This window comes from Blastopirellula marina DSM 3645, assembly GCF_000153105.1.
In the GTDB taxonomy this organism is placed as follows: domain Bacteria; phylum Planctomycetota; class Planctomycetia; order Pirellulales; family Pirellulaceae; genus Blastopirellula; species Blastopirellula marina.
The window spans coordinates 197,553-215,944 of record NZ_AANZ01000002.1 but is presented as its reverse complement, the minus strand read 5'-3'; the positions used below and the strand labels follow the sequence as shown (position 1 = coordinate 215,944).

Here is an 18,392-nt window from a genome sequence, read left to right as displayed (position 1 = left end):
ACGCAGGCCCTAGTGGGGGATTTTGGCGTCGGTAGATTCGACAGCCCGGGCGAATCGGTATTCGCTCCAGAGACCACGGCGAAAGACCTCGGCGTTTTGCTGCGCCTCTTCGAACAGTTTCTCGAGGTCATACGGCCGGGCTTTGCATTCGGGCCGGTAGATCGATAGCCCTTTGTAAACCAAGTCGATGTTTTGCGATGTGCGCGCCCAACCGACGCGCTGGGCCGGCTTGAGCCCTTCCCACATGCTTTCGCGGTCGATCAAGTAGGTCGCGCGGTCTTCCAGGTAAACCGCTGGAGGCTTCCCCTCTAACTGGCAGATTGCGAGCCGGACGAGAAAGTCATTTCCTTCTAACCGATCGACGACGCGCTGTTTCAACTGGTCCCGCTTCTTGCTCCACGTAGGACTATCAGCGACGGGCCATTCGTGAAAAGGAGCAACGGAAGCTAGTCGGACACGCGCGGTTTTGTCACCAAAGCGAATCCGAATATCATCGAGATCCGCCACGCTGGCGACGGTAATCAGGCGTTCTGCTTGAACGCCAAGCAGGTCGCGGATTTTGACTTCCTTTTCCTTCGGTTGGGCCCCAGCCGGATTCGAAATAGAAATAGCGCTAGCAACGGCGAGCGTCGCCCATAGCAGACGGTGCATGATTGGTCTTTAGTGGTGGAGAAGAGCGCGAAAAGGAGGAGATCGTCACGCCTGCCGGCGCGCGGAGATCAGGAGAGGAGCGAATAAGAGACGAGTGGAGAAGAGAAAAGTGTGCTCGCCATTATGCGCGGGAGACGACCAGATTATCAACTACCGCGGCGCCAATCGAATCGCCGAACACATTCACCGTGGTCCGCAAACGATCCAAGAACCAGTCGATCGCCAAGATGATACCCACACCTTCGGTTGGTAGTCCAACCGCCTGCAGGACAATTACCATCGTAAATAGCCCCGCTTCAGGCACGCCTGCCGCTCCAACGGCGGCGAGCGAAGCCGTTAGGAAGATAACTAATAACTCGCCGACGCCGAGTTGAATACCTAGGCTTTGGGCAATAAAAATTACGGCGATTGCTTCGTAGAGCGCCGTCCCATCCATGTTGATCGTCGCGCCCAGCGGCAAAACGAAGCCGGCCGCTTTCGGCGAAACGCCGTTGTTTTCTTCCACGCATTCAATCGTGATCGGCAGCGTGGCCGAACTGCTGGCCGTGCTAACGGCGGTCAACAGCGCTCGCGCCATCCCCAGCGCGTACTTGATCGGATTTTTGTTGCCGAAGTACCAGACGATCACCATCAGCACGACGGCGTGCAAGAGCAAGCCGATTGTCACCGCCGCGACATACCAGCCGATGCGCTGCATCTGTTCGCCGAAACCGGCGGCGCCGCCGTTCTTGGCGATATTCGATGCGACAAGTCCGAAGATGCCGACCGGCGCAATCATCATCACGAGATGGACCATCTTCATGACCGCTTCGTTCGCCGCTTTGAAGAAGCGAATCACGATCTCTCCCTCTTCGCCGATCGTGGTGAGCGCCGAGCCAAAGATAATCGCAAAGACAATCAGCGCCAGCACGTTGGTCGAAGTCGCCGCTTGAAAGATGTTCGCCGGAAACATGCCGCTGCCGGGATCGCCCGGTTTGCCGCGCACGACTTCCAACAGTTTTTCGACCGGCGTCCCCCGCTCCTTGGCAGAGACCGATTCGCTTTGATAAGCGAACGTATCATCCGATTTCGTGCCGGGCTGGATCACCAATACGAGGATCAAGCCGATCAAGACGGCGATCGTGGTCGTGATGAAGTAGTAGGTGATCGCATAAACGCCGACGCGTCCGACCTTGCGAATGTCGCCCAGCGACGTGATCCCGGTGATCATGCTGGTGATCACCAGCGGAATGACCAGCAATTTCAAGATCTGCAAAAAGACGTCGCCGCAGAACTCGGTCAGCATCCAGATCGTCTCGGGGACATACAGTTGCCCGGCGGCTCGCTGTTTCTCGGTATCGTCGGCGATCGTCTGGACTTCTTGCAGCCGCGCATCAACCTTGACCGCTTGGGCGGCCAACCGGGCCGCTTCTTTCTCAAACTTCGCTTTGGCCTGGGGATCGTCCGTCGCCGCGGCGGCGTCGGTCTCGCGCTGCGAGAACTCTTCCTTTTGCGCCAATGTTTTTTGCAGGGTTTCGACCGCTTTCGTCGGACCATGGGCGGCTCGCCACATCGTCTCGCCGTAGAACAACCCCAGCAGGGCGCCCGCAAAGATACCAACCAGAATCAAAATGAGCCCGGTGAAACTTCCGCTGGACGGTTGCTTCGGTTGTTGTTGTTCTTCTGCGGTCATCGCGTACCCCATGTTTACCGTTGTTCGATCGCCGCCGTCGCTGATAAAAGATAGCGAAGAAGCTAAAGAGAAACTACACGTCTACCGAGACGTTGGGTTATAGCGGTCGGGATAGTTGGTAAATTGGGAGAAGGTCTGCTGCGAGGTGAAAAAGCCTCACAGCGCGTTTTTTGTGTGCTAATTTATCTTCAAGTCACGATGCATTCTTGCTATGGAGGTAACGCCCAATGAATTTTCGAAAACTGCAACTTCCGTTGTTGGCCGTTCTCGCGATGGCCTTTTGCTTGGTCAGCGCCGGTGAAAGCTCGGCCGCATGGTTTGACATGGTCACCACGACCGAGGCGCAACGCGAAGCGATTCGCTCGCAGCCGCTGTTGGTTCGTCCGAATCGTCCTGGCCATTTCTATGGCAACACGGTTCGTCGCGTCCATCACTTCCGTCACGGACGTTGATCGCTTGCTACGCACCGAAAAAAAAGGATGACCTTTTAGGCCATCCTTTTTGCATTTCTTGAGAGATCGGCGTAGACGTGCTGGGCTTCGCAGTCAGTTGATTTTCTGCTTCGATCGGCCCAGTCTCAACATCGGAGCCGATCCGAGAAAATCAACAGGCCGTTAGGAGGTTTCCACTTCTTCTTCGGCAGGCTCTTTCAAGAGCTCGCGAACCAGCATGCGCAGCTGCCGCACTTTGATCGGCATTAGCATGACGGCCCGATGCTCGCCCAACTTGGCGTCATTCTTCCAAGAGGCCTGGCGTTCTTTAAGCAGCAAGATCGCCGGAATATTGGCGGTATGCGGATCGTTGGCAAATTGATTGAACGCTTCGAGTCCAGCCGAGCCGAGATCGACGGTGCTAAACAAGCAAAGGTCGGCGGCTCGCGCTCCCTCTTCGGCGAAGCGGGCCATGGCCCGTTCGGGATTGCTGATCACGAGCACGCGGTAACCATACGCTTTCAAGCGATCGCGCAGGACGTCCTGCATCTCCAGGTTTTGCTCGACGACCATCACCGTCTTGTTCATTCCTTCCATGAACTTCGCGACGGGGCCTCCGCCCCCTTCCGCTTCGAGCTTGGCGCGAATCTCGCCGGCGGCGCCATCATCTCCCAGTTCGAGACGACGTGCGGCCAGTTTTAGGTCGTTCAGCATGACCGCGGCGGACTGATATCGCTTGTCGGGGTTCAACTCCATCGCTTTCATCGCAACCGCGGCGACCGAACGCGGCAGGTCGGGCGCGATGCGGGCGATCGGCTCATAATTGGTATAGCGCGTCGCGGCTAGACGCTTTTGCCGATCGCGCGTTTCATACAGCGGAGCGTGCCCGGTCAGCATTTGGTAATAGATTGCGCCGGCGAAGTAGATATCGCTGCGATGATCATCGCGCGGAGCATTGGTCGCCATTTCGAGACCAGCGTAGTCCACCGTCCGTGGATTCGCCGCGGCGCCGTCGTCCTGAACTTGTTCGGCGAACGCCGCCAGACCGAAGTCGACCAACTTGGCGCGCCCGCGACTTGAGATCAGTACGTTGGAGAGCTTCAAGTCGCGATGGGTCAAACCGCGTTCCGACGCGTAGGCCAAGCCGCTGCAGATGTCGATCATCAGCTTGGTCGCATCGGTCGGGCTGAACTTTCCGCGAATGCGGAGCAGATCGCGCAGGTTCTGGCCTTCGATAAATTCGATGATCAGAAAGTAGTTTGTCCCCTGTTGGTACAGGTTGCTTTCTGAGTGAACTTCGTAAATCGGACAGATATTTGGGTGCCGCAGCGCTTTGCCGAGCTCCCCTTCCTGCATGAACTGGCCCGAACGCTTGGGATCTTCGCAAAACCGTCGGCGCAAGACTTTGGCTGCGACGACTTTCCCGGTGTCTTTGTGCACTGTTCGATAAACCCGGGCGAATGTCCCGGTGCCGATCATGTACAGCACTTTGTAGTTGCCGTAGAAATAGCCGTTCTTCAGACCCTTTAGCAAGCGTTCGACTTGATAATTGGTCAAAATCTCACGGCGCAACAGTACATTCTGGAATTCACCCAGAGAAACTTCGCGCGTACCTAGTTGGCCCCAAATCGCCTCCAATTGGGAGGGTTCGATCAGACCAAAATCCAGGACACGCTGCGCGAATTCTTCCGCAGACAGGTCGGCCATAGCGCATTAAGGCACAGAAAGCGCCTTTTTCCTCTTCTCGCGTGACAAGTATAATATCGTATGAAAAGTGCCCGTTCCGGCTCACCCACTCTAATGGAGGAAAGACGTCGAAGCAAACGACTGTTCCGAATCGCTACTTCTGCAGGCAGGCTGGCTAACCTTATGTTACCACGCTCTCCGAAAGTTCCGCGACAAAAAAACTCGGCGCGGGGCCGAGTTCCAATAAATCAAAGAAGTCTGATCGGTATTAATCGTCACTTGATCCCGATTTATACTGATCTCTTTCGCGGCGGGTCGCTTCGAGGTCGAACATCAGATATTTCATGTCGAGCCGTAGCTGGCTGAGCGCCTCTTGGACGAGCGTATAAATTCGACGTCGGCGTCGGCTATTGTCGATCACTTTGTTCATGATCGGTTCTAGCTTCATCCGGACATCCCCCGGCATTTGGGCGATGGCGATCGCCAGTTCGACCAAGTCTTTCGGCAATTCGTCTTGAGCGGTTTCTTCGTGGCGATCAGTTTTCGGTGCTTGGCTCATGGTGAGTCTTCCTTCAAGTCTGGCGGCGACTAGCGGCTGTGGGTTTCGTCAGGGATTATAAGCACCAAGCGTGCCAGGACCGCCGTGAAAACGCCACGTCGACTTCTAAGTTGTTGTTGCATAACGACTTAGAAAAATGGCCGATTTGCGGTCCTCAGACAACACGTTGCTAAATTACCACGCGATTGATCTGGTGATCGGGCGCAAATCCAGGTACAAGCTCACTTTATGCGCGACATCATCGATGTTGCATTTTGGCCACACTTTTTCGATCCGTGCTGTTGCATGCGTTATTCGTTGTTGCTTGGAGTCATCGTCGGCGCTATTTCGGCCTTTACGGCCGCTGCGCAGGCGTCGTACCAAGAGGACTTCGAGGGAGCGCAGACCAGCTTCCAATTGCTCGACGTCGATATCGACTTTCGCGTCGTGCGTCACGAGCGGACGCAAAAGGTCGTCCGCAGCGGTCGCGGAGCCGAAACGATCGCGTTTGAAGCCACTGCCGGCAGCAAGTTGATGTTTGGCGCCGCCGTTCCGCATAGCAGCGTGATTGCGGACCTGAAGCCGACGATCTGGCTCAAAGGGGAACGCGCCGGCGCGCAAATGGTGGTGCGAATCGTCTTTCCTCGATTCACTGACGCCAACGGCGTACCCGCGACGATGTTCCTCGGCGGTTCGACCTACCAACAAGCAGGTCGCTGGCAACAACTGACGCTGGGAGATCTGAAGGCGGAAGTCGAACGACGAACCGCCGCGCTACGTGCCCAATATGGACCGACCTTCGATCCGCGCGAAGCGTATATCGATGTGGTCGGCGTCAACTTTTACGCCGGCCCCGGTTTTACCGAGTACGCATTCGACGATTTGGAGCTAACCGGCCAACTCGCGCCGCAGGGAGAAAAGTCGACGGTCAACGTCAGTCTGCGAGCGACCGCGCCGCGGGCCGAGGAAATCGGAACGCCGCAACGTTCCGTCGTCACGCGTGACGGCAATATGCTGCTGGTCGACAAGCAACCGCTTGCGCATCGCGTGATTGATTACCACGGAGAGCCGCTGGCGCTGTTGCGTCAACTTGGCTTCAATGCGATCCGACTCTCGACAAAGCCGGACGAAGGATTGCAGTACGACTTGCAGCGCAACGGCATGACCTTCATTGCTCCTCCTCCCCGACAAGGCGCCGTCGACAGCGCGTATGTACGTCTCTTGGCTTGGCAAATTCCGACCTCCAAGCGAGCCGAAGACTTTCCCGATTTCGCGCTGACCGCCGATGACGTACGCCGCGCCGATGCTCGTGATAATCGTCCGATTCTCGCGGCGCCTACCACCGCGCTCTACGAGCATAGTCGCTTTGCCGACATCATTTTGCACGACGTGCCGATGATCGGCAGCTCGGCGTTGCCGGCCGATCTGCCGCAGAAGATTGAAAAACGCAGTCTCTTCTGTTCGCAGTCCGCCGCGCACTGGAGCACCATCGAAACCGAGTTTCCCGAAGAAACTCGTCGTCAACTGGAAGCGTTGTCTTCGCTGCCGCAGCTATCCGCCGCGATCGAAGCCGATCAGTTGCAGCAACAACTCTTTTTGTCCGCTTGCGGCGGAGCGCGGGGGTTCGTCTTTTCGAGCCAATCGTCACTCGCCGACGAGCGACCCGTCAACGAATATCGTCGCGCCGCGCTTGAGTTGGCCAACCGCCGTTTAGCGCTGGTCGAGCCCTGGATCGCCGCCGCCGATCAATTGAGGCCGATCTCGACCATCTATCCAAACATTCAAGCGACGCTGTTATCTACGCCAACGGCCAAGCTGCTGATTGTCGTCCGTTCCACGGCAGGCGATCAGTTTACGGTAGCGCCCACCCCCGAACGACCGGTTGCGATTCAGGTCCCCGGCGTGCCGACCGATAGCGAACCTTGGCTTTTGCACAACTCAGATCTTCAGCCGGTGCGACACTCGCGCCAAGATGGCGGCATACGTCTGGTCCTGGACGATCGGGCACGCGTCTCGTTGATTGTGCTGACGCAAGATCCGATCGTGCTGCGCGACATGCGGCGGCGAATTGAAGAGAACGGGCGCCGGATTACCGAACTGCAGTATGAGATCGCCCAGCAGACTATCGCGCTGGCGCGTGACGTGACCGCTCAACTGCGGGGCGGAGATCAAGTCGCAACAGCTCAAATTGCTTTGGCTTGGGGCGATTTGCGCCAGGCTGAACGAGGCCTGGAAGTTGGCGGCGTCGCCCTGGCCGAATCGAAAATCGCCGCCGCGATGGGCAACTTGCAACAAGTGCAGCGGCTACAGTGGGAACGAACCATTGCGCAATACTTTTCACCGGTGACCAACCCGCTGACGATCTCGTATGACTTATTGCCGCTCGCTTTGCAGATACAGTCACGGCTTGCGATCATGGAGCCTTCGGCAAACCGGCTCGCCGGCGGCGACATGGAAGATCTCGGCTTTCTCCTTTCGACCGGCTGGCGGCAAACGCAGCGACCGTCGCCGGGGATCAATCTGCAATGCGAATTGACCAGCAGCGAAGTGAAAGGGGGCAACTACGCGCTTCGTCTCGGCGTTCTGGCCGAAAATAATCTGGCGCAAGTGCTGGCCGACGCGCCCCCGCTGAAGATCGACTCGGCCGTTGTGGACGTACAGCCGGGCCAACTGCTGCTGATTCGCGGCTGGGTCAAGGTTCGCTCCGAAATCGCGCCTGGACGCAACGCGCTGACCATCTATGATTCGCTGGGCGGCAAGCGAATGGGCCTGCAAATGGCGGCCGATGACCAGTGGCAAGAATTTTCGCTGATTCGGGCCGCCAACGAAGCCGGCACGATTCATCTGACTTTCGAGATGACCGGTCTGGCCGAAGCGACAATCGACGAGGTCACCATCGAATTGTACGAACAACGCCGCCGTCAACCGCGAGCAACTCCGCAGATCGACGCCGAAGCGCCGCTCGACGACGACTGGCTGCAAGAGCGGCGCTAGTTTGCACTCGGCGCTGGGGAAGCTACGATACGGTTACTTTCTTCCCTCCGATTCCCGCCACCTGATGCGTCCTATCGCCCGATGCCGGTACTCTTTTTGCAAGTTGAACCCGAAACGACCGCTTCGTGGTTCGACTATGTTCCTAATCCCATCCTGCTCGGATTGTTGGTCGGAATCGCGCTGCTGAGCTACGCCGCGCTACGCTGGTTGCGCCCGCAGCCGGCTCCGCCGCCTGACAAAAGCTTGACCCGTATCGATATCGATCGGGGAGTCACGCAGGGCCCGCGGACGCTGATCGGTCCGCGCGTCGAAGTCTATCATGTGCCGGTTCGCATTATCGCGGTGGTGATCGCACCCTCGGGTCGCAATCGCGCGATCCCTGACGAGGATCAACTCCGCAATGTCATGGAAGCGTTCTCCCCCGGCATGATGCAGATCGTCCGTTCTCATCGGCCCGATTTTTTTCGCTGGCCCGGTCAACTGAGCGCCAGCGGCTTCGCTCAAAGCTTTTTTGTGGAAGCGGCGTTGCCAGGTGAAAAAGGCGCCGGAACGCCTTGGTGCGCTATCGCCGGACGTTTTGAGTCGGCCGCTCAACAATATTTGATCGGGTTGGTTTGTTGCGCGGATGAAGAGAACTCGCTCAGCCACATTCAAGTCGATCGCCCCCAGCAATGGCTCGACATCTTTCGCATTCGCGAAGCCGGAGCGAAGTAATCGGATGAAGCGAACCGCCGCACAGCTGCAAACCGATCTGCTTGCGATTTGGCGAGCCGGCGTCGACGCCGTCAACAGCGAGCGACTGCTGCGCGACAACGTCGAGCTGATCGGCGACTATCTCAGATTGGCCGATATCGAACTTGATCTGAGCGCCATCGATCGCATCTTGGTGGTCGGCGCCGGTAAGGCCGGCGCCGGAATGGCGGCCGGATTAGAGCTGGCGCTCGGCGAAGATCTAATGCAAGCCAAACGACTGCGCGGCTTGCTAAGCGTCCCCGCAGATTGCGTCCGGCCTTTGTCGCGGATCGAACTGCGCGGCGGGCGACCAGCCGCCGTCAATTCGCCGACCGCCGCCGGCGTGCAGATCACCAGCGAGATCCTGGATCGCGTCAGCAATCTGCGAGAACGCGATCTCTGCATCGCTTTGATTTCTGGCGGAGGATCGGCGCTGTTGACCGCGCCGGTCGCGGGGATCACCCTGGCCGACAAACAAGCGATCACGCAATACCTCAGCAGCGCCGGCGCCGATATCGTGCAGCTGAATACGGTGCGCAAGCAATTAAGCCGTGTCAAAGGGAACGGGCTCGCCGTCGCTTGCAATGCAGGGCAGCTCGTCTCGTTGATTATCTCGGATGTGCTGGGCGATCCGCTCGACATCATCGCGTCGGGCCCGACCATTCCCAATCCGTCGACCGCGGCGGATGCACTGCAAGTGTTGCAGGACTTCGGCGCGAGCGACTTGCCGCAGTTTGCTTCGATCGTTGCAGTACTCAAGAGCCAACAACCGGCCGCGCCGCAGCCCACCTGCGTCGTTCACAACTTTGTGATCGGCAATAACGCCGTCGCGGTCGACGCCGCCGGCATCGAAGCCGAGCGCCGCGGCTATTCGCACGCGATGACCTCGGCACGTCAAAGCGAAGGCCAGGCCGAAGCAGTCGGGCGCCATCTGGCCGAAATGGCGCTGCGGATGCGTGACGCCAAAGGACCTGACTGCTTGATCACCGGCGGCGAGCCGGTCGTTCAGCTGGCGGCCGAAGCCGAGCGCGGTCTGGGAGGGCGAAATCAACAACTGACGCTCGCCGCCTATCAGCGACTATGCGAGGCTTCTCCCGCTCAGCCGATGGACGGAATCGCGATCCTCAGCGGCGGAACCGACGGAGAAGATGGTCCGACCGACGCCGCTGGAGCCTGGATCGACGCCGCCGGCGCAAAGCAGGCCAATAATCGACAACTCGCGGCGAATGACTATTTGCGGCGCAATGACGCCTATCATTTTTTTGAGCCGCTGGATCGTCTGTTAAAAACGGGGCCGACCCACACCAACGTTTGCGATCTGCGCGTGGCGGTGGTCGATCGCATCGAAACCGAATCTCGCACGTAAGACATCGATGTCGGAATCGTTCAAAATCATCGTGATGTGCATCGCCGCGGCGATCTTGTACGGCGTTTGCCATGACATGATCACGACGCGAATTTGCCTTGAATATTTCACGGTCTTCCATCCGCCGGTGTGGGGCGGTGCGACGGACCCAACTATCTTGGCGCTGACTTGGGGCGTCAAAGCGACCTGGTGGGTCGGTTTGATTCTGTCGATCCCCGCCGTCATGTTGGCGAGACTGGGACCTGGCCCCCAACTAGCGGCTCGCGATTTGATCCGACCGATTGGCTATCTGTTGCTGGTGATGGCGATCGGATCCCTCGTCGCCGGGCTGACCGCGTGGTTATTGGGAAGTGCCGGCGCGATTCGCCCTGGTCCCGATTTCGCCCGCCTGATGCGGCGAGAAGCGCAGCTAGGATTTTTGATCGACATGTGGGCCCATTTGGCCGCTTATGCGTTCGGCTTCTTCGGCGGAATGGCGGTTTGCATCTGGATCTGGTGGCGGCGGCGGTTATTGCAAGGTCGTGAAAAGATCGCCGTGCGAGAATCGGCGGCGCCGCAAGCTTAAGCGCGCTTCAAAGCGACCGCGGTGACTTGACCGGTGCGGTTTTGCGCCAGGCAAACGACCGATTTCAGCGATCCCGATTTCGCTTCGCCGGCGACGACGTTGATCGGGCAAGCCGGGTCGGGCGTTTCATAATTGAGAGTGGGTGGAATCAGCGATTCATGCAGCATCATGGTCGCGGTGACCAGATCCAGCGCTCCACAACCGGCGCCGATATGGCCGGTCATGCTTTTGGGCGCGGTGACCGGAACGTCCCCCAGCGTCGCCGCGATCGCGGCCGCTTCGTAGGTGTCGTCTTTCCGCATACTGACCCCATGGGCGACGACGGCGCTAACATCCGCCGCGGAAAGTTGGGCGTCGGCGAGAGCCGCCGTAATGCTGTTGGCGACCGCAGACTTTGCGAACGGATCTCCCTTTCCGGCGGCCGCGTATCGATTTGCGTCGCCGGCGACGATCGCCAGGATCTCGGCTCCTCGGGCCTCGGCTGATGCGCGGCTCTCCAAAACCAGCGCGGCCGCTCCTTCTCCATGGACCGAGCCGTCACGATCGATGTCGAAAGGACGAGATGCTTTGGTGGGCTCAATCATGCGACGCGAAAGCAATTCGTCTCCACGGAACATCAACGCGTTGATCGCGACTCGTGATCCAGTGCCGCCGACGATCATCGTATCGACGTGACCTCGACGAATTTGCGCAACCCCTTCCGACAAGGCGACATGCGACGAAATCGAGTCGCTGCAAATTGTGTTGTTGTGGCCGCGACCGTCGTAATAAATGCCAACATGACAAGCCGGCATGTTGGGCAGATACTTGAGCATCCAAAGCGGATTGATCTCGGAGGTAAACGCATCCCCCCAGTTCTCGAACCGGAATTCTCCGTCGCGTAGACAGCGCGAATAGGCCGAAATCATGTCGTCGTAGTTCGAGAAGAACATCTCGCTGCCGTAGACAACGCCCAAGCGATCCGGGTCGACGCTTCCCGGCTCGAGCCCGGCTTGTTCCATCGCCATGGCGGCGGCCGAAAATCCGGTTTGGATTTCGCGGCACATGACTTTCAGGCTTTTGCGTGGTTTTACGTAGCGTTTGGGGTCAAAATCGCGGATCTCGCCCCCAAAATTGGCTGGGAAACCGGGAGCGGAGAACTGAACCAAGGGAGCAATGCCGCTCTGGCCGTGCACCAGCGCGTTCCAGAATTGGGGCGCGCCGATACCCGTGGGGGCGACGACGCCAAGTCCGGTGATTACTACTTCGACAGGTTCAGCCATGAGGGTCCGAAAAGCCCGGTTTTCAAAAATAAGAAGCGTCTTAGGTAGTTAAATCGGGATGAGAGCGCGAAAAATGACGCCCCTTGGGGAATCTAATGATTGTCGTCGTTGTAGTAAATGCGCAAAGGCCCGCTGCTTTACTTAGCTACCTGAATTCCCATAATAGCTGTTATTCTTACACAAAATATGCTGACTTTGTGGGTCGCGGGAAGTTTGGTGGCCGGCTCCATAGCATCTGCCGTTAATTATGAATAGTTTTCGCCGAACTACTCAACCCTGCGTAGGATTGGGTTTCTAAGGAGGGATTGGGATTACTCGCATTTGATTTTGCTGCACTGAGGGAAATTGACCGATGAGTCTCGCCGATACGCGCACCGCCGTTTCCCACCAACCAGCCGCTGCTCGCCCCGACGTCTCACTGGCCAGCGCCAGACGGATCGTCCACGATCTATTCAAGCCGAATCCGGTCATTTATTGGACCGACTTTCTGGTTACGTTCGCCATCGGCGTCACCGCTTTCCAGGGGGTGAAGCCATCGCCGCTATTCTCGCTCCAGCAAATCGGGCTCTTCATCGTGAGCTGCTTGATGTTCTATCGCTTGGCGATGTTCATCCACGAGCTCGTTCATATTCGTAGCGGTTCGTTCACTTATTTTCGGATCGCTTGGAACCTGATGGTCGGCATTCCGTTTTTGATGCCCTCATTCGTTTATTACCCGCACATGGACCATCATCGCCGCAAGCATTACGGCACCGACAAAGATGGCGAATACCTGGCGCTGGGACAAAACGGGCGCTGGCAGATGATCGCGTTTGTCCTCGGCAGTTTTGTCGTTCCGATCGTGACCGTGTTTCGTTACTTGATCCTCACGCCGCTGACTTGGGTCAGTCCGTCGTTGCGCCGCTTGGTGATGCGACATGCGTCGTCGTTGGTGATGGATCCGACTTACATCCGTCCGCTGCCCACCGCTCAAGCGATGCGGATCATTCGGATTCAAGAGGTCGCCTGTTTCTTGTGGTGCTTGGCGATTGCGATCAGCGTTTGCACGGTCGGCAAGTATCCGTTCCCCTTTCTGATTCAATGCTATCTGACCGGCGCGACGATCTTGACGATCAACGCAATCCGCACGTTGGGGGCGCATCGTTTTGACAATGAGGAAGGGGAGATGACGTTTGTCGAACAATTGCTCGACTCGGTCAATTATCCCAGCCGTCCTTGGATCACCACTTGGTGGGGTCCGATCGGCACGCGTTTTCATGCGTTGCATCACCTGTTCCCCTCGATGCCGTATCACAACATGCCGGCGGCGCATCGTCGTCTGATGGAAGAACTGCCGGCCGACTCGCCGTATCGTCAAACGAACCGAGTCACGCTGATCTCGGGGATCCTCGACCTTTGGCGGCGCTCGCGCGACTACGAACGACAGCAAGCGGCCGTGCGCCGCGCCGCTCGTCAGACCGCCTAGTCGTTGTCGTTACGAGTATGCAGGCGAGATCTTCACCAACGTGACTTCGTTCCCCGACTCGTTAAAGATCACTTCGTCGACAAACGTACGAATCAACACCAGGCCGCGTTTGTCGGATTGGGTCAGCCGGGAAGGATCTTCCTGAACGTCGGGTAGTTGCCCCAGATCGAAGCCGTTCCCTTCGTCGCGAATCAAAAAGCGCGCCTGATCGGGCGCCAAATTGGCGCGGATGTGAACGCGACGTTGATTGTAAGGCGCCTCCTCGCGACGAACTGCCGCCGCTTCGTCGGGATGCTCGAGATGGCTCGACGAGATTTCGAGATTGCCGTGATAGATCGCGTTGCGGATCGCTTCGGCGATCGCTTTGCCCAGACGAATCGATCCATGCTGATCGACAATTCCCATCTCGATCGTCGACTGCTGCAACTTGGAGACGAGCGGCGCGACCAGACGAACGTCGTTTTCAATCTCGTAGCGCAGTTCTTCGTACTGCAGGCAATGGGATAAACGTTGTTGCGGGCGTTCTCGATCCGAGATTTGCAGCACGCTTTCGACCGAATGGGCCAACTCTCGTGCGAGCGTATCCTTGGAGACATAGTCGGCTGCGCCCAGCAAAAGCGCTTGCAACGCGATGTCTTCACTGCCGAAGCCGGTGATCAAAATCGCCGGCACCGTTGGATACAGCTCGCGCATTTGGGTGACCAACTGCATCCCGTCCATCTCGGGCATTTGTAGATCTGTAATGACCGCTAGCGGCAGTTTCGCTTCGATCTGCTCCAACGCATCGAGCCCGTTGGATGCGTACTCGACCTGGTAATTGGTTTGGCTCTCGAGCAAGCCGCCGACCAGTTTACGATCGACCGCCGCGTCGTCGACGACGAGCAGATGGCTCATAGGATCTATCTCGGGCTGAAATCAAAATTCGAAGCAGAACTTTGATTATGGATCTGAGCGACGCGCTGCGAACAGCGGTCGCGTCAAATCTTCACGAGACGTTCACGCAGCATTATTTTTTGGTCGCGCCCTTCTTCTTCGTCGTTCGCTTCACCCCTTGCGGCTTTACATCCTTCACATGCCGCCCATTGGCGGTGCTGGGCGCGCTCATCGAAGGTTCCGGCGAACCGGTCAGCGGATCGCCAGATTGGACTTCGTCGATCCGGGCCTGAGCCGCAGCGGCGTATTCCGGCGACATCTCAAAACCTAGGTGCCGCCGCCCTAGCTTCTTCGCGACGACCAAAGTCGAGCCGCTGCCGGCAAACGGATCGAGCACCGTTTCGCCCTCGCTGCTCGAAACCTTGATGATCCGGCCGAGCAATTGTTCCGGCATCTGGCATCCGTGAAAGCCGGCTCGCTCTTTGAACGTGCCGGCGACGCGCGGAAAATGCCAGGTATCTTCTTCGGCTTGAAAGCTTTCGGGGATGTCTTGTGGACGAAGCACCCAGGTATCGTCCGGCAGTCGCCCTTTGGGATTGGCGCGACGATCGCCGTAAACCAACATTCGCGCCGAAGGAACGCGCACCGACATGTCGTTAAAGGTGAAGTTCTCGGGGTCCTTCACAAAGTAAAAGAGATGCGTGTGACTGCGCGTGAACTTCGCTTTGCAATGCATCCCAAACGTGTAGTACCAGACGACCCAGTTGCGGCAATGCATGCCGAGATCGCGCGTCGCTAACACTTTCAACTCGGCGGCGAAATCATCGCCGATCGCCAGCCAGAACGAGCCATCCGATTTCAGGACGCGGGCCACTTGCTCCATCCAAGCGCGGCTCCACTCCAGGTATTCATCGGCCGAACGACGATCGTCGTAGACGTCGTACTTGAAGCCGATATTGAACGGGGGATCGGCGAACACCAAATCAACCGACCCATCCGGCAGTTTGCTCATTCCCTGAATGCAGTCTACGTTTTTCAGCTTATCGAGCGCGACCTTCTTCAAGGCTTCGGCCCTCCTGGCGAGTAGGCGACGGATATTTCGTACGCACTATCATAACCGGCGCGCCGATTCGCGCCAGCCTGCCGCTAGGGGGCGCGATGGTGAATTCGGCAAGATCGACCACCGAGATAGCGGCTTACCGCGCCGCCGTTTTTGAAGTTGCGTTTTTTCAATCAATCGGACATTAGCCCGTTGCGCAGCGCTCTAGTGTTACGATTATTGGTTGATTCTGAACCTGTTTGCCCGTGCTTCACCGTGTTCTATTCTTCTTGAATCGCCAAATAGCGCAACTGCAAAACCTGGGCTTTGGGCTATGGAGCACAATCTCCACGCATGACTTTAGTCGGTCTGCGCCAGTTCTAACCAATCGATCGCGGATGACAACTCCGCCGCCGCGTACGGCACGTGCGCCAGCAGCGGCGGCGTGCAGCGCTGTTTTAATTCGGCATAATTACTGTCGCGGCTCACGTCTTCCGTCGCTGAATTCAGATCGTTGAGGATCACGCCGGCGATCTCCATGCCGCCGCGAAACACCGACGCGGTGATCAGCGTTTGCAACGTCTCGTTGATCACCCCCAAGCGATTCGCCGCCACCACGATCAGCGGATAGCCGAGATCGATCGCCAGGTCGGCGACATACTGCTCGTCCGAAAACGGCGACATCAGTCCTCCGGCGCCTTCGACTAACAGCAGGTCACAGCGCCCGGTCCACGCTTCGGCGCCGCTGCGTAGCAGATCGGCGTCCAGCTCTTTGCCTTCGGCGCGGGCCGCCAAATGGGGCGCCAGCGGCGCGGCGAACTTTTGCGGGCAGACCTCTTCCAGCGTACCGGGGCGGCCCGCCGCTTCCCACAACTGCACCGCATCTTCGGCGACTAATTGGCCATCGATCCGGCGACATCCGCTCGCGGCCGGTTTGTAGACGCCGAGCCGAATCCCGGCGGCGACGATTTGCCGCGCGATCAAGGCCGTGACGTACGTCTTGCCGACTTCCGTATTGTTGCCGGTGATAAAAAGCCCCAGCGGCGGTTTGTTGGTCATGAAAGTTAGCGTAGCAAGCTGGGGGGAGCTCGGCGACGCCCCCTGATCGAAATGGGAATGGACCGTTTATAATCGCCCCATGGCCAGCAAACAAAAACCTCGATGGCAGCTTCCTCCCGGCGTGACGCGGGGGACGATGGATTACGTCGAATCGCCGGCGATAGCGGACGATTACGACGAGTATTTCGCGTTCAGCGATCTGTTTCAGTTTGACGAAGCCGTCATCGCCGAGTCGATTCCGCCGACAGGCTTGGTCGCCGATCTGGGCTGCGGCACCGCTCGAGCGTTGGTTCCTCTGGTCCGCCGCGGCAACCGCGGGTTGGCGGTCGACCTGTCAGCCGAGATGTTGCGCGTGGTGGCCGAAAAGGCGCAGATCGACGACCTCGACATCACCTGCGTGCAGGCGAACCTGGTTGACTTGAGTGCGATTGAGACCAACTCGGTGGATCACGCGATCTGCTTGTTCAGCACACTGGGAATGATTCACGGCGCGGAGAATCGCGCCAGGTTTCTCGAGCACACGCGACGAGTTTTAAAGCCAGGCGGCAAGTTCGTCGTCCACGTGCACAACTTCTGGTTCAACCTGTTCGAGCCGAGCGGTTTCAGCTGGGTGGCGCTCCACCTGTTTCGCGCCCATATATTGAAATGGCACGAACGTGGCGACAAATACTATGAATACCGGAACGTGCCCAACTTCTTTTTGCACGTCTTCAGCCGCGGCGAACTGTTGAAAGCGCTCCGCGCCGCCGGCTTCGAGATCGATCGTGTCTTGCCGCTCGCGACGAATCGGCAAAATCGCTTGCGAGCAAGTTGGCTGCTCGGCGGATTCCGCGCCAGCGGATGGATCGTCGTGTGCTCGGCGTAAACGTCCTCTTCTGGGGGTTCGATTACTTGCCGTAGGTGGCGACTGGTTTTCCCAGCACGTCCAGCTTTGGTTTCACGCCGAGGCCTGGTTCGCGGGCTGCGGCCAGGCGGCCGTTGTCGCGCTGCGGCGCGCCGTCGGCGATGCTTTTGGTGACGTAGCTGTTGAAGTCGGTCGACGAAAAGAGATAGTCGGTCGGCGTGCTATGCGCCAGGTGTGCGATCGCCGCGGTGACGATATCTCCGCCCCAGCTATCTTCAATCGTCATTGCTAGACCGAGCGAAGCGCACAGGTCGCGGGCCTGTCGCGCCTTGGTGAGCCCCCCCAGTTTGCTGATCTTTAGATTGACGACATCGGCGGCGCGATCGGCGGCGCAGCGTACGATCATGTCGACGCTATCGATCACTTCGTCCAAGATAAACGGCAGTGTCGTCCGCTCGCGAATCGCGCGACAATCTTCGTAACTAGGGCAAGGCTGCTCGATATAGACGTCGACGTCACGCACCGCGTTGACCACGCGCAGCGCTTCATGTTTCAGCCAGCCGGTGTTGGCGTCGGCGATCAACTTGTCGCCAGGCTCCAGCATTTCGGCCGCTTCAAAAATTCGCAAAATATCTTCGTTCGGATCGCCGCCGACTTTCAACTGAAAACGTCGGTACCCTTCGCCGCGGTACATCGCGACGCTCTCGGCCATCTCGGCCGCCGGTCGCTGTGAGATCGCGCGGTACAGCGTAAAGTCTTCGCCGTAGCGGCCTCCGAGCAGCGTGCAAATCGGCAGGCCGGCCGCTTGTCCAAAGATGTCCCAGCAAGCGACGTCGAGCGCTGATTTGACATACGGATGCCCTTTCAGCAGATAGTCCATCTTGCGATTCAGCTTCCCCAATTCGGTCGGATCATCGCCGATCAGCGCGGGGGCGATTTCGGCGACGCCGGTTCGCACGCCGGCGGCGTACGCCGGCAAATAGACAGGGCCCAGCGGGCAGACCTCTCCATGGCCGAAGATGCCGGAGTCGGTTTCGATTCGCACCACCGTGCTGTCGAAGACCGAAACGCTTTTCCCCTCGCTCCACGCATAGTTGCCTTCTCGCAGCGGCAAGTCAACCTGGTAAACGGCGATCGATGTGATCTTCATGATGCGGCTCGATGCGATAAGGATAAGGAGAGGAATCGTCCTCTCGATTATAGCACCGCCTGACG

16 protein-coding genes are annotated in these 18,392 nt (G+C 58.3%); 7 read left to right on the top strand and 9 right to left on the bottom strand.

Annotated features, from left to right (window positions below):
* Positions 1 to 9: 9 nt before the first annotated feature.
* Together DSM3645_RS00935 and DSM3645_RS00930 are read right to left on the bottom strand one after the other, a co-directional pair.
* Positions 10 to 651: a hypothetical protein gene (locus tag DSM3645_RS00935; protein ID WP_002650091.1), complete on the bottom strand. Its 642-nt coding sequence runs from the start codon at positions 649 to 651 to the stop codon at positions 10 to 12.
* Positions 652 to 772: 121 nt separating this feature from the next.
* Positions 773 to 2,323, bottom strand: a complete 1,551-nt coding sequence (locus DSM3645_RS00930; RefSeq protein WP_116344343.1) for a dicarboxylate/amino acid:cation symporter — start codon at positions 2,321 to 2,323, stop codon at positions 773 to 775.
* Between the two features lie 227 nt (positions 2,324 to 2,550).
* Between DSM3645_RS00930 and DSM3645_RS00925 the strand changes: the two genes are divergently transcribed.
* Positions 2,551 to 2,775 carry a hypothetical protein gene (locus DSM3645_RS00925; RefSeq protein ID WP_002650089.1) on the top strand — a complete coding sequence of 75 codons (225 nt, stop codon included), beginning with the start codon at positions 2,551 to 2,553 and terminating at the stop codon, positions 2,773 to 2,775.
* Between the two features lie 162 nt (positions 2,776 to 2,937).
* On the opposite strand, the gene DSM3645_RS00920 is transcribed toward DSM3645_RS00925, so the two are convergent.
* Together DSM3645_RS00920 and DSM3645_RS00915 are read right to left on the bottom strand one after the other, a co-directional pair.
* A complete protein-coding gene (locus tag DSM3645_RS00920) occupies positions 2,938 to 4,461 on the bottom strand; it encodes a serine/threonine-protein kinase (protein WP_002650088.1) in 1,524 nt (507 codons plus the stop codon).
* Positions 4,462 to 4,708: 247 nt separating this feature from the next.
* A complete protein-coding gene (locus DSM3645_RS00915) occupies positions 4,709 to 4,999 on the bottom strand; it encodes a hypothetical protein (RefSeq protein ID WP_002650087.1) in 291 nt (96 codons plus the stop codon).
* A gap of 285 nt (positions 5,000 to 5,284) precedes the next feature.
* On the opposite strand from DSM3645_RS00915, the gene DSM3645_RS00910 reads away from it, so the two are divergent.
* The 4 genes from DSM3645_RS00910 (at position 5,285) to DSM3645_RS00895 (ending at position 10,635) form a co-directional block, all read left to right on the top strand.
* Entirely contained in the window at positions 5,285 to 7,972 is a 2,688-nt protein-coding gene (locus tag DSM3645_RS00910) for a hypothetical protein (protein WP_002650086.1), read from the top strand.
* An 81-nt stretch (positions 7,973 to 8,053) separates the two neighbouring features.
* Entirely contained in the window at positions 8,054 to 8,686 is a 633-nt protein-coding gene (locus tag DSM3645_RS00905) for a hypothetical protein (RefSeq protein ID WP_002650085.1), read from the top strand.
* Between the two features lie 4 nt (positions 8,687 to 8,690).
* Complete coding sequence (locus tag DSM3645_RS00900) at positions 8,691 to 10,070, top strand: glycerate kinase type-2 family protein (RefSeq protein WP_002650084.1); 1,380 nt, start codon at positions 8,691 to 8,693, stop codon at positions 10,068 to 10,070.
* 7 nt (positions 10,071 to 10,077) lie between these two features.
* Complete coding sequence (locus DSM3645_RS00895; RefSeq protein ID WP_002650083.1) at positions 10,078 to 10,635, top strand: hypothetical protein; 558 nt, start codon at positions 10,078 to 10,080, stop codon at positions 10,633 to 10,635.
* Here DSM3645_RS00895 and DSM3645_RS00890 read toward each other — a convergent pair.
* Positions 10,632 to 11,897: a beta-ketoacyl-[acyl-carrier-protein] synthase family protein gene (locus DSM3645_RS00890; RefSeq protein WP_002650082.1), complete on the bottom strand. Its 1,266-nt coding sequence runs from the start codon at positions 11,895 to 11,897 to the stop codon at positions 10,632 to 10,634. The genes DSM3645_RS00895 and DSM3645_RS00890 overlap by 4 nt on opposite strands.
* Positions 11,898 to 12,249: 352 nt before the next feature.
* On the opposite strand from DSM3645_RS00890, the gene DSM3645_RS00885 reads away from it, so the two are divergent.
* Positions 12,250 to 13,362, top strand: coding sequence for a fatty acid desaturase family protein (locus DSM3645_RS00885; RefSeq protein WP_002650081.1), 1,113 nt, complete (start codon positions 12,250 to 12,252; stop codon positions 13,360 to 13,362).
* A gap of 9 nt (positions 13,363 to 13,371) precedes the next feature.
* Here the strand turns inward: DSM3645_RS00885 and DSM3645_RS00880 are convergent, their stop codons facing one another.
* The 3 genes from DSM3645_RS00880 to bioD all read right to left on the bottom strand — a co-directional run bounded on the left by DSM3645_RS00880 (position 13,372) and on the right by bioD (position 16,333).
* Complete coding sequence (locus DSM3645_RS00880; RefSeq protein WP_002650080.1) at positions 13,372 to 14,256, bottom strand: response regulator; 885 nt, start codon at positions 14,254 to 14,256, stop codon at positions 13,372 to 13,374.
* 112 nt (positions 14,257 to 14,368) lie between these two features.
* On the bottom strand, positions 14,369 to 15,298 hold the full coding sequence (locus DSM3645_RS00875; protein ID WP_002650079.1) for a DNA-methyltransferase: 930 nt from the start codon (positions 15,296 to 15,298) through the stop codon (positions 14,369 to 14,371).
* Positions 15,299 to 15,634: 336 nt separating this feature from the next.
* Positions 15,635 to 16,333, bottom strand: coding sequence for a dethiobiotin synthase (gene bioD, locus DSM3645_RS00870; RefSeq protein ID WP_002650078.1), 699 nt, complete (start codon positions 16,331 to 16,333; stop codon positions 15,635 to 15,637).
* 79 nt (positions 16,334 to 16,412) lie between these two features.
* Between bioD and DSM3645_RS00865 the strand changes: the two genes are divergently transcribed.
* Positions 16,413 to 17,198, top strand: a complete 786-nt coding sequence (locus DSM3645_RS00865) for a class I SAM-dependent methyltransferase (protein WP_002650077.1) — start codon at positions 16,413 to 16,415, stop codon at positions 17,196 to 17,198.
* A gap of 22 nt (positions 17,199 to 17,220) precedes the next feature.
* Here DSM3645_RS00865 and DSM3645_RS00860 read toward each other — a convergent pair whose 3' ends face one another.
* Positions 17,221 to 18,327, bottom strand: a complete 1,107-nt coding sequence (locus tag DSM3645_RS00860; protein WP_002650076.1) for a cis-3-hydroxy-L-proline dehydratase — start codon at positions 18,325 to 18,327, stop codon at positions 17,221 to 17,223.
* Between the last annotated feature and the right edge of the window lie 65 nt (positions 18,328 to 18,392).